Annotated in this window: 6 protein-coding genes; 1 reads left to right on the plus strand and 5 read right to left on the minus strand. The window is 53.8% G+C overall.

Annotation, left to right across the window (positions count from 1 at the left end; all coding sequences use genetic code 11):
* The 5 genes from L696_RS0107675 to L696_RS0107695 all read right to left on the minus strand — a co-directional run.
* Positions 1 to 1,502, minus strand: a 1,502-nt coding sequence (locus tag L696_RS0107675) for an AAA family ATPase (RefSeq protein ID WP_025683122.1), incomplete at its 3' end; no start/stop codon positions are given.
* Positions 1,499 to 2,683, minus strand: a complete 1,185-nt coding sequence (locus tag L696_RS0107680; RefSeq protein WP_025683123.1) for an exonuclease SbcCD subunit D — start codon at positions 2,681 to 2,683, stop codon at positions 1,499 to 1,501. The genes L696_RS0107675 and L696_RS0107680, both read right to left, overlap by 4 nt.
* Positions 2,684 to 2,732: 49 nt before the next feature.
* Positions 2,733 to 6,830: a helicase-exonuclease AddAB subunit AddA gene (gene addA / locus L696_RS0107685; protein WP_025683124.1), complete on the minus strand. Its 4,098-nt coding sequence runs from the start codon at positions 6,828 to 6,830 to the stop codon at positions 2,733 to 2,735.
* Positions 6,827 to 10,393 (minus strand): helicase-exonuclease AddAB subunit AddB, encoded by a 3,567-nt coding sequence (gene addB, locus L696_RS0107690; RefSeq protein ID WP_025683125.1) that lies wholly within the window; start codon positions 10,391 to 10,393, stop codon positions 6,827 to 6,829. The genes addA and addB overlap by 4 nt, the downstream gene beginning before the upstream one ends.
* A gap of 229 nt (positions 10,394 to 10,622) precedes the next feature.
* Positions 10,623 to 12,002 carry a class I SAM-dependent rRNA methyltransferase gene (locus tag L696_RS0107695; RefSeq protein ID WP_025683126.1) on the minus strand — a complete coding sequence of 460 codons (1,380 nt, stop codon included), beginning with the start codon at positions 12,000 to 12,002 and terminating at the stop codon, positions 10,623 to 10,625.
* A 374-nt stretch (positions 12,003 to 12,376) separates the two neighbouring features.
* On the opposite strand from L696_RS0107695, the gene L696_RS0107700 reads away from it, so the two are divergent.
* The coding region (locus L696_RS0107700) for a Na/Pi symporter (protein WP_025683127.1) at positions 12,377 to 12,748 on the plus strand (372 nt) is incomplete at its 3' end.

Here is a 12,748-nt window from a genome sequence, read left to right on the forward strand (position 1 = left end):
GCGGTGATCTCTGCCTCCAGCGTTAGCAGCGCCTCAATACCCTCAGCTGCCTGCGCGGCAAGGGCGGAACGCCGTCCCTCCGCCTCAAGTGTCTCCTGCTCCGTCAGCTTCAGACGTTCATCAGCCTGGGCAAGCCGTTGCTCCTGTGTGACACATTCCTGCTCTGCTTCGCGCAGCTGCTCATCCGCCGTCTCCAGCTGTTGTAGCCGTTGCACAGCCTCTTGAAGCATTCGTCGTTCATCTGCACGCACTTCATTTTGCTTCAATTCCTGTTGAAGCTCCTGCTGCCGCTTCGATCCTCGCGCTTGTAGCTCTTGTTCCTTGGCGAGTTCTTCAGCATATGTAGCAAGGGTTTGCTCACTCTGCGCAAGCTCTGCCGCCAGACGGTTCCGTTCTGTCTGCAATGCTTCCGTATCACGCTCCAGTTGCAGCGCCTGCTCCAATTGGTCGATTCGAAGCAACAGCTTCGGTTCCTCCGCACTCAAAGCTTGCCGGGCCTGCTCATCGGCTTGCACAGACAAAACCGCAGCCTCCTGCGCCGATGTCGCCTGCACCGCCGCTTCTTCAGCTGCCTTCCGTCGCTGATCCGCTTCAGCAGCAGCTTCCTTCCAATCTGTCAGCGCAGGCAGCAATGCCTCGGCTGCGGAGGCCTGACGGAGCTTACGCTCCAGTGAAGCAATGTTCGGCTCCCATGCCGCCAGTTGTTCCAGCTCGTTCGCCCGGCGGCTGCGCTCCATAACCAGCTCACGGATTTTGTTCAGTGCCTCCGTCTCGCGCGTCACCCGTTCCAGCTCGCGGCGCGAAGCCTCTGCATGGGCCACGGCCTCTTTGAGACGTTGCTTTGCCTGTTCAAGCGCTTCGGCACCTGCATCGCCCAAACCTTGCTGCTCCGCTTCCAGCGCTTTCAATGCAGCGTCATTGTCCTTCACACGACGACTAAGTTTTTGCGCAAGTTGATCTCCGTACTTTTCCAAATGAAACAAACGCTGTAGCATCTGTCTGCGTTCACTGCCCTTTAATGATAAAAATTCGGCAAACTTCCCCTGTGGCAATACGACAGCCCGTGTAAAATCGTCCATTTTCAGGCCGATATACTCCTCCACACAACGGGTCACATCCTGCACCTTGTCAGCAAGCACTTCCTCGCCGTCCTCCGTGAACGCGATAAATCGGCTAAGCGTATTATTCACCGATACGCCTCCAGCCCGTTTGAATCGGCGCTCCACACGATAACGACGAGGCCCTTGGGCTGACATCAATTCGAACGTAAACGCGACGGACAGCGTGTCCTCGGCATGATTCATAATGCCCTGTGTCCCATTTACCGCCCGCTCCACCTTGCCATACATAGCCAGCGTAATCGCGTCCAGCAACGTCGATTTCCCGCTGCCTGTCGGGCCAAAGATTCCAAATAGCCCGGTTTCGGTTAATTCGTCAAAATGGATTTCCTGCGACTCCCGGTAGCTTTGCAACCCCGCCAATTTCAGAAGAATCGGTTTCATACATCCTCCTCCTCGGGCTGGTCCCTTGCATCATCCTGCTCCACTAACTCCAAAAATAGCTGCACCAATCCGTCATCCGGCTGTGCGCCGCCCGTTTGCCGTTGATAAAAAGCCCGAAACAGCTCGTGAACCGGCAGCTCTGAGCGCTGATGCTCCAGCTGTGCCGCAGCCATTTCAGGATACATCGGACGGATATGAATGATGCCTTCACGGCTTTTACGCAGCCGCTGAATATCTCCCAGAGACATCGCTTCCTCCAGCGTAATTTCCAGATCAATAAAAGCATCCGCATCCAGCCCTTCGTCCAGCCAGCGATACACCTCTTCCAGACCTCCCCGTGCGCGCCATTTCACCAAAGGCCGTCCACTCGTAATATACAGCTCCTCGACCTGTGCGGGCTTGCCTGCGACCACGTCAATGAGCGTGACCGATTTGGCCTGCCCTGCTTCGGAAAAGCTATAAGCCAGCGGAGATCCGCTATAGCGCATCAGCCCATCGCCCTTCACGTATTGAGGACGATGCAAATGCCCCAAAGCCGTATATTGCGCCCCGATGCTTAGTGCAGACGGATCTACTGTATACGCGCCCCCGACCTGAATCGGACGCTCCGAATCCGACTCCAGCCCGCCAAGCACATAAATATGGCTCATGGACAGATTAACGGTGTCAGGCCGAAACGCCGTACCGAGCTGTGCCATCAGCATCCCCACACGGCGGCTGTATGCCTCTCGCAGCACCGTTTCGTCTCCGTCCTCGGACAACAGCTCGTTTAGGCGGGACTCCGAAGGATAAGGCAAGGCTGCGATACACGCCATTTCTCCTGTACGCGGTGTGCGAATCCGCACTGCTTCCCCGCTGGGCAGCCCCAGCAACGTAATTCCGCGCTGGCTCACCAGTGGCGTAACCGAGGATACCCGTTCCGGCTGATCATGATTACCCGCAATAACGACCAAGGGTCTTCCTCCAGCCGTTAAACGGGCAGACGTTTCATAAAATAGCTGCTCGGCAGCGGCTGGAGGATTGACCGAATCGTACACGTCTCCAGCCATCATAATCAGATCCGCCTGCTGATCGTCAGCCATTTTCACCAATTCTTCCAGGAACGCCTCCTGCTCCTTCAAACGGCTGCGCCCTTCCAGCGTTCTCCCCAAATGCCAATCTCCCGTATGCAAAATCCGCATGCTGTTCCTCCTCTCTCCCTATCTATTTCGTCCATTAAATTTTAAATAGCTACAATCGCACACTTTCCCCAGCCTCCAGAAAATACAACCACTTTTCAGCAACCCTTTGACCTGTAATATCTTCGATCACATGGGCGTACAGCTCCAGTTGAAAACGATATTGCTCCGTTAAATGAGGCACCGTCCTATATTCGGAAACCCGGTCTGTTTTGTAATCAAGCAAAACCAGCCCCTCCGGCCCTTCAAACAGGCAGTCAATAATCCCATTCATCAGCACTCTGTCATCGTGGCCAGGCTCTGACGTCATGCTTTCCCGCTGTTCCCCGGCGGCTCCCGGCTCTGTTTCCTGTGCTGACAGCATCGACGGCAAGCTGCGGCTCCAAAAATCAGCGGCTCCTATCGTATAGGTGAACGGAAGCTCACGCTGAACGTGGGAGGCCTCCAGCAATCTGCGACCCAACTCGCCGGTGAAAAAGCGCAATATTTTATCCGTATCTAATGCCTCCGCCTGAACATCCAGCAATAAGCGCTGGTTTAACAGACGTGCCTTCGTTTCCTCAATCACCTCGGCGCTCATCACACCATCCAGCGGCAAATGGAGAAACAACGTATGGTACACCGTTCCACGTTCCGTCGGCGTCAATCGCCGATTGCCCATAAATTTGGGTCTGCGCAAGTGTAGTCGATTTCCCCCAGTCTGAGAATCTTCCATCTCCTCTGGTAACTCCGCTACCTGGAAAGAAGACAGATTCAGCCAATCCTCCGATCCAGCTTCCTGCATCGCCAGCCATCTTTTCATTTCGGTGACGGTTGTATTCGCCGCCGTCTTGCTTGCCCGTTCATACGGATAGGACCAGGAAAGTGCAGTGGCAATATCTGAATCAACCCTTGTTGTAATATCCGTTGGACTAACCGATGCGGAGTCGGATGAGAGCCACCTTTTATCGATCGGCTCGGCATTTTTCAATGCTTCCGTCTTCTGCTGACGCTCTTCATTAACGGTCTCTTCCTCAGAATTCAAATTCAAACGAGAGCCGGAAAGAGTCTCCGAAGCTACGATTCTGAATAGCCAATCCCCGCCTGGCATATATTCCAGCCTATGATGGTACCCCTCCTGATCCCCTGCCGCTTCTCTCAGTACAGCAGCAGAAGGATGTCGGATCAACGCAGGACCTACCCAGTCCAGATAACTGCGGCCTGCCGCCAGCATATAATCGGGTAAAACGGTCTCCGTATGCTCTTTGGCACGTGCCCAACCCGCTGCGCGTGCAGCGAGATCCTTCACCGTTCCGGTCATAATAAGTTTTTCACGTGGACGCGTAAGCGCCACGTACAGCACCCGCATTTCTTCAGCCAACAGCTCCAGCTGGGAGCGTCGACGGATCGCCAAATTAGGCAGCGTCGGGTAGCTGACCCGATTTTGTTCCTCCACATATTTGGGACCAAACCCCAGCTCCTTATGCATCAAAAACGGCGCATTCAGATCCTGCTGATTGAACATTTTAGCCGTTCCGGCGATGAACACAACAGGAAATTCTAGTCCTTTACTCTTGTGAATCGTCATAATGCGCACAGCCTGATCGGGTTCAGTACCGCCACTGGATGAACCCAAATCACCGCCTCGCTCTCGCAAACGGGAAATAAAGGTCAAAAACCGGAACAGTCCCCGGTTAGAGGTTGAAGTCTCATACTGTCTCGCCCGGTCATACAGCGCCCGTAAATTACTCTGACGTTGAGAGCCGCCTGGCAATCCACCTACCCAATCCAGATATCCCGTTTCCTCCAGCAAACGCCAAATCAATGCACTCAAGCTGCCTTGTCTTGCTTCCTGCCGCCACGCTTCCAAATCGTGCAAAAATGAACGCAGTCGGGCAGGCAACGTATTTCCGCTATTCCTATCATCCATATCAGATGCATCTGTCAAATCTCCTGCGAAAAGCTCCAATTCCAGCATGTCGCTGGACGTTCCATTTTCGCTATCCTGTGTAGGGTCAGCCTCAGCCGCCGCAAGCAGAGCGCCATAAAATAGTCCGTCCGGCTTCTCCAGCCGGATTTGTGCCAGCTCGTCCTCGGTCAAGCCTACAATCGGTGAACGAAGCACAGATGCCAGCGGGATGTCCTGCTGCGGATTATCAATAATGTGCAGCAGAGACAGCATCACCTCAACTTCCGTTGCTTTGAAAAAGCCTGTCGTCTGCTCCCCGGATGCCGGAATGCCTTCAAGACGCAGCTCTTCCACAATCAGCGGTGCCCATACGCTTGCTGAACGGAGCAAAATGACAATATCACCGAAGACTGCCGGACGCATCGCTTTTAACCCTCTGTCATAAATCAACAGCGGTTGGCCTGTATCTCCCGTCAGCTCCTTAATCCGTTGCGCGATTGCACGGGCTTCCAATTGTGCCGTTTCCAGCTCCGCAAGCTCAGCCAATTCGCCTTCCTGCAAAGCGGATTCATCACCCGTTTCGGACAGTTCCGAAGCCTCCGAAAGACCTCGCCCGCCTTTATCAATTAACAGTAGTTCAGGTGCGTACGGAGATGTGGCATCCTTTTCCGTCTGCTCGGGATAAGACGCGCCATGCGCCAGCCATGCCCGTTCATCGTATTCGATTTCCGCCACATCCACGCTCATGATTTGCCGGAACACCAGATTGACCGCATCGACGACTTCCACCCGACTGCGGAAATTACGCGCCAGATCAATTAAAAAGCCATCTTCCTGTTCCTGCATGCCGTACCGTTGATATTTGTTCAAAAACAGCCCCGGCTCCGCCAGCCGAAACCGATAAATACTCTGCTTCACGTCCCCTACCATAAAACGGTTACCTGGTTCTTCACGAGATACCAGTCTGACGATATCCTCCTGTACCGTATTCGTATCCTGATACTCATCCAATAGCACCTCGTCGAATTGCTCCTTGTATTCGAGCGCAGCGTCCGAAGGCAGCAGTCTGTGCGGAGTGGAGTCGGGATGACGTAATATTTTCAGACAATAGTGCTCCAAATCCCCGAAATCCACCATCCCTTTGGACTGCTTGTGCTGTTGAAATCGTTCACCGAATAAAATAACGGTTTCCACCAGTTCGTCCATCAGAGGAGCCGCCCCATGCAGTTCCTCCAAATAGGCTTCTGCCCTCCTGCCGAACAGGGAAGCCTTCATATCCGTGATCATTTTTTTGGCTGCCTCACGGAGCGCCTTGACCCGCTCCTGCAATGCAGGCTCGGTCTGATCCTTTTTGACCGGCTTGAGCTTGCCAAAGGCCGCGATCTGAAAGTGATCATACAGCGATGCCCACGGCTGTGTCTCCAGCTCCTGCAATAGTCCCTTCACCATCGCCGCATCCTCTTGCAGCGTCACTGCATAGGGCGCAGGGCCGCCGGGCTGCATAGCCGTCTCATAGGCCTGCTCCAGCAGGCTTGCTGCTCCACGCAGCGAAAGTGCCGCATCCGCCAAAATGCTGCGGACCCAAGGAGTTTCTCCCAAAGCCGTCACATCTTCTACACGGAACGCTGCTGCCGTCTCCCTCAGCCAATGCTCCGGCCAGGGATGACTTTGCGAAAAATCATACAAGCGCTGAACAAGCACATACATCGCATCATCTGTACGCTCACCGCTAAACCAGTCCACCAGTCTGCGAAACGTGCTGCCTTCATCGTTAGCCTCATACTTTTCCTCAAACAGTTCTTCCAGCAGCTCCTGCCGCAGCAATTCCGTCTCATGCTCATTCATAATCCGAAAACCGGGATCAAGGGGAATGGCCTGATAATGCCTGCGAATGACCTCCATACAAAAAGAGTGGAGCGTCGTTATCGAGGCTCGATTTAGTAGCGATAGCTGGCGACGTACATGCTCACTATCCGGCTCCTGTTCCAGCACACGTTCCAAGGCTTCGCGGATACGTTGGCGCATTTCGGCGGCGGCAGCCTTCGTAAAGGTCGCTACCAGCAGCCGATCCACGCTGAAACCGAGCCGGGGATCGGCGATTTTACGAATAATGCGCTCTACCAGCACCGCTGTTTTACCAGACCCCGCCGCTGCCGCTACCAGCATGTTGTTGCCGGATTCGGAAATCGCACGCCACTGGTCATCACTCCACATACTGCCTTCCGGCTTGGGTATGCCGTTGGTGCTTGATGTACTTATCATGGGTTCATTCCTCCTTTCCCTTCCTGTGTATGACCGAGCAGATTCCAGATCTGATCCTTGCCGAGTTTCCCCCATTGGTTGTAGCCGCTGCCTTCCAGACTGTCGTCAAATTGACAAACAGGTTTGAAAGAACAGAAGGTGCATGCCGTCTCTTGCTGGATACGATAAGGTTCAATCGCCACGTCGCCCTCTGTCATGCGTGTCCCAATCGTTCGGATATTATCGCGCACCGAAGCCAGCAGGCTATCCCACTGTTCCGGCGAAGCGACAGACGCACTGCTGTAAAAGCTGCCGTCCGCCTTTACCGCAACTGGCAAAATGGAGGAATACCCCTTGTCCAGTGCCGTGTCCATTTGTCCAACCACATCCCGATCCGCGAGCAATAGCCCTTTCATCTTGAAGCGTTTTAGAAGCTCCTGACGGGCCTGTTCCGCGCTAAGACCATTCGGCGACTGCAACATCGGATTGTGGACGTGAAAATACAGCGTACCCGCCGGATAAGCCGTCTCGCCAAGCCATTCCTCCGCCGCATTCAGCAGCACGTCCAGGTACGTGAGCATTTGCAAGGACAAGCCATAGTACACTTCATGCAGCTTGAGATCCTTTTGGCTGGACTTGTAATCAATAACACGTAAAAGCAAGCCCTTTTCTCCCTCTGCCACATCCACGCGGTCAATTCGTCCGACGATTTCCATCACCACACCGTTGTCCAGTCGAAAGGTCAGAGGAGGAAGCTTTTCTCCCGGCCCAAAACCCAGCTCCAGCTCCAGTGGCTCAAAGCTGCCTCTACGCGCATGCTCACCCAAAATCAGCGAAGCCCGACTCACAATATCTTTCAGCTTGCGCAAAATGTACCCGTACCGCTTGGAGCTCATTAAAATCTCGCCTTGCAGGCGGGGAGCCAAACGCTCCACCGTCGATTCCGCCTCTTGTCGGCATTCCTCTGTGCTGAGACTACCCCAGCTCACGTTTCGTTTACGTAAATTCATCGCCATCTCTCCGAGCGCCGCATGGAACAACTGCCCGATATCCGGTGCTTTCAGCCGATACATTTGGCGCTCCTTCAAGCGAAGACCATGAGAAGCAAAATGCGAAAATGGACAGGCGACAAAACGTTCCATACGGGATACGCTGGTACGCAGCTTGCTGCCGTACAGACGACGACTCGTTTCCTTCCGCATTTCAGCATGATTCTCGTAAAAAAGTGAGGTCAGCAACTGACGCAGCTTGTCCTTTTCACGCCCCTGCTGGCCCGCATACCAGTTGTATACCTCCCACCAGGGAGATAAAATCTCTCCACCATGCCGCCATTGCCGGAATTGCGCGATCAGCTGCGGCAATGCCTCGGACGGATGGGAAGCATACTCCCATTGCGTCGTCCACGGGTCCCCAGGCAAAGGATAGGCAGCCAGCGGGTGCTCTTCCAGAGCAGGGAACAGTTGACGGACATGGCGTACTAACTCTGACGGCAGCAACGACTTGCCCTCTTCGTCGGTCACGGCGTAGCTCATCCAGAGACTGCTTCCGGCTGAGGTGAGCGCGGTATACGCGAGAAAACGTTCCTCCAGCAGACGTCTTGTCATATCCGGCGCCAGTTCCACGCCCCGTTCATTCAAGGCGGTCCGTTCCTGCTCATTCAGCACACCGTCTTCATGAAATACAGCCGGCATTACACCTTCGTTCATACCCAGCACAAAGGTATGCTGAATACCGGCTATACGTGTACGGTCTGTGTTTCCGACCAGCACCTGATCCAGAGCTGGAGGAACAAGACCCATGCGGTATTCTATCAGCCCCGTTTCCAGCACACCCGCAAACAAAGAAGTGTCCAGCTTCTCGTCACCCATCATTTCGACGATCTGATCCAACAGCTCAAGCACCGCATCCCATACCTGACGATGCTCCTTCGCCTGCTCGGGATTTCCCGCTTCCTCAGCCTGATGGATCAAGTCATCCAGCTTATGCCCAATTTCCGCATCCTCCAGCAACAAGTACACGGCTTCACACTTCTCAAGCGCAGTCCGGGCCTTACCCAGCCGTTTCTCAAACGCACGTAAAGGCGTCACGATCACATCGCGGCACAGCTCCATTAGATCCAGCGTTTCGTCCCGCTGACGATTTCGCTCCTGTTCCTCCAGCTCCAGCGAAAGGCTAGGTACCGCCTGCCAAGGCCGTCCGTCAGTCCAGCGACTTCCCTGTATTCCACAGGCCAATGCATAGTTTTCCAGACGGTCCATATCCTCGCGGCTGACCCGCCCATCCTGGGGCAACAGAAGATCCGTTTTGACCGCACGAAATACATCCTCGTACCGCCAACGCCGCTGAACGATATCCAGCGAAGCCCGAATCATTTCCACCAATGGATGATGCAATACGTTTCTGCGCTGATCCAGAAATACCGGAACCTCATATTGTTTGAATATCGGCTCCACCCACGGCTCATAATCCTCAATCTGGCGTACGAACAGCGCCATTTCCCGATAACGTGCTCCCTCATCTCGGGCCAGGCGGCGCATTTCGCGCACTGCACCCTCCAGCTCCACACGTCGGTTCGCTGCCGCATACAGTTTGATTTCTTCTGGCTGCTTATCCTTCCATTGCTCCCGTATCTGCTGCTGACGCATAGATCGTTCCTGATTCCGATACCCCGCACGCCGTTCAAAATCCGCCTCCAGGTACGCCAACGCCGGACGGTCCTTAAATCTCGGAAGCGGATCAGGTCGCAGCAATTGTGTCTGCGTATCGATCATCAGCTCGTCTGCCATCCCTTTAAGCTTTACATAGGTAGCCGCCGCAGGATGAAATAAATCCAGCTCATGCGGAAGCTGTCCACTCTCGTAGCTGCGGTTGCAGGTCAGCGCGACCGTCAACGAAGAAGCGTGCAGCATAAGCTGCTCCACCACCTTGTATTCGTGCGGCGTAAACCTGCGGTAGCCATCCATCCAAATATCCGCTCCACGTACAATGGAAGATTCGGCAATCTGCTCCGCCAGCATACGCAGCGTATCCTCGCCGTCAATATATTTAAGCGCCAGCTCTCTTTCAAAATCCTCATAGATCAAACTGATATCCTTGAGCTTACCGCGCAAAATCGGAGTCGATTCCCCCGCCGCATTCATTCGCTCCAGTTGCTCCGGTACAGACCGGGTATCATTCCCGTACTGCTTTAGCTCCGTAAACAGCGTATTTAACCGATCCACAAAGCCCAACTGGTCTCCCGAATCCTTAAATAAACTCAGTTCATCCTTGCGACGACGAATAATTTTATATAAAAGCATCTTCTTGCCTTCCTCCGTCACAGGTACCAACGCCGAACCCCCGGTTTCCTGCATGACCAAATAGGCAAGACGATGGAATCCCATGACCTGAGCGCGCACCGTCCCCTGAATACCGTATCCGGCTTCTGTAAGCAGCGCATGCTCGGAAGCAAATGACGATTGCTCCGGCACAAGTAACAGCATAGGCTTGCCTAGCGGTTCCTCGCGTAGCATAGCCGTCATTTCACGGCGGATTAACGTGCTTTTGCCGCTGCCTGAGCGGCCAATTAACAAACGGACCGACATGATGCGGCCTCCTTTCCAACGAACAGCATTCTATTCAACAGTATAGCATATGAGGCAAGGGAGAAAAGAACGTACGTTTGCCATCTTGTAGCATTTTATCCTCCCTCAAAAAACAAACAGTCCCGCAGGTTGGCTTGGTGCATGCCTTCTCTACAGGACTGATCTATGGATAAAACGAGCTAATCTACTTATTCAGCTACCTTATAAGGCGGTTGACTGTGTATAAATTCTACAGTTGTGTCCGACTACGCACCTCAAAAATGGCGAATTTCAAGTAATGTCCTTCTTCCACACCCAAAATTTGGGGATGATCCTTGCCAGCCGCTCTCCAATCCACCAGACGGAGGATTTTTCCGGCATCTGCCGCCGCTTCCTTAATCGTGTCCAGAAACAGCTCCGGCCGCATGTGGAATGAACAGCTCGCAGTCACCAAATAGCCGCCCTCATTGACCAGCTTCATCCCGTGCAGGTTAATATCCTTATATCCCCGCGTAGCTCCTTTGACCGCATTCTTGGTTTTGGCAAAGGCTGGCGGATCAAGAATCACCACATCAAAGGTACGTCCGCCCCCTGCTGTCAGCGGCTTGGAAGTATCTCCTTTACCCCCGGCCCGCGCGGTGCGTTCCTCTACACCTTTAACCTGATTGCGCAAATATTGGAAAGCATCGTCCACGACAAACTCCACGCGTTCCTCAAAGCCGTTCAGCTTGACATTATCCCGTGCGCTTTCAATCGCGTGCTCGGAAATATCAAGACAAGTTACTTTTTTAGCACCGTATTTGCAGGCATTGAGCGTAAAGCTTCCCGTATGTGAAAAGCACTCCAGCACGGTTGCACCATCCCAGTATGGGAACTCCACAACCTTGCCGCTTTTGTTCACAGGCTTCATGACCGCTGTGCCACCGTCACCCTGCTCTGCTGCTATTTCCTGTAGCGTAATTCCGCTGCGTCCTCCCCAGCCCGTCATCAGCGGCGCAATCGCCGCACGATTCTCACGCTGGTCGAAGAAGTAGCCTGTCTTCTGGCCCTCAACGATATCAACCTTGATATGCAAGCCATTTTCCGTTACCACAACATGACGCGGGCAGTCGCCATATAAAGGCCCCTTGGTCTGTTCCAGTCCCTCCAACTCGCGGATAGACACATCACTGCGCTCATATATACCGACAGGACCAATCACTTCAACGAGTGCATCCCTGATTTCTTTCCTGCGGCGATCCATACCGAGCGTTAATAATTGTACGACCAACACGTCACCAAAACGGTCTACAATCAGCCCGGGTAAAAAATCAGCCTCGCCGTATACCAGCCGATACGCGTCTCCCCCGGTCACAAAACGTTCACGGTGCTCCAGACAATCGCGGAAGCGTCTGGCAAAAAAGCTTTGATCCATCGCTTCCAGCGGCTCGTAGGACATCACACGCACCGTAATTTGTGAGGCTGGATTATAGTAACCCGTCGCTAAATAACGGCCCTGATGGTTTACGATATTGACCAGATCACCTGCCTCCGGTTCACCCTCCACCTTGGCTATTTCATTTTTAAACACCCAGGGGTGCGCGTGCTCCAGCCTTTTTTTGCGGCTGCGTTCCAATATTACTGAAGGCAAAGTCCTTCACTCCCATTCTTGGATTACTCAAAGTGTTAAAAGTGTGGTGTTCGATGGGGCGCGACTCCGCGGTTCATTTGATCTTACGATCGCTGTTGCAGGGGGATTCTCTGGATTTTATAAATGATTTAAATGGTAAGAATCCCCCTGCAAAGGCGAACGCTACGCTTCTTCAGATTCAAATGAATCGCTCCGCTACTGCCCGCCTTTATATCGACCACACTTTTAAAGCTTGTGAAGTTCTATAAAATTTTCGTTTTCCGTAAAAAAACAGCTCGGTCATGCTTGTCATGGCTGTCCACGTCAGATCATAGGCTGTTACATAAGCGTCCTTGGTCACCAACGTAAAATGGTTTTGAAAGGGGGCTACGCCCGTGTTTATTCATGTTATTTTGCCGCTGTGCGGTGGGCTGCTTATTTTCTTGGGCGGGATGAAGCTGATGGAGGCGGCCCTCCGGCATTTGGCTGGCCCCTTCCTCACCCGCTGGCTGAACCGGGCCACCGTTTCCCCTTGGCGGGGCATGCTGTTCAGCTCAGGCATTACCGCCCTGCTGCAAAGCAGCACCGCTGTAACGGTGCTGACCATCGGACTGGTCAACGCCGGGCTGTTGACCTACGGCCGCACGCTCGGCATCATCCTCGGCACCAATATTGGTACCTGCCTGACCACCGAGCTAATGGGTCTCCAGCTAGGCAAGCTGGCTGTTCCGCTGCTCTGCGGCTCGCTGCTTTGCTGGAGCGCCGCC

It is taken from the genome of Paenibacillus maysiensis (assembly GCF_000520815.1).
Classification (GTDB): domain Bacteria; phylum Bacillota; class Bacilli; order Paenibacillales; family Paenibacillaceae; genus Paenibacillus; species Paenibacillus maysiensis.

Excerpts from the sequence above, each read along its gene's own strand:
- L696_RS0107680 (WP_025683123.1), bottom strand. The coding sequence starts at position 2,683 with ATGCGGATTTTGCATACGGGAGATTGGCATTTGGGGAGAACGCTGGAA.
- addA (WP_025683124.1), bottom strand. The coding sequence starts at position 6,830 with ATGATAAGTACATCAAGCACCAACGGCATACCCAAGCCGGAAGGCAGT.
- addB (WP_025683125.1), bottom strand. The coding sequence starts at position 10,393 with ATGTCGGTCCGTTTGTTAATTGGCCGCTCAGGCAGCGGCAAAAGCACG.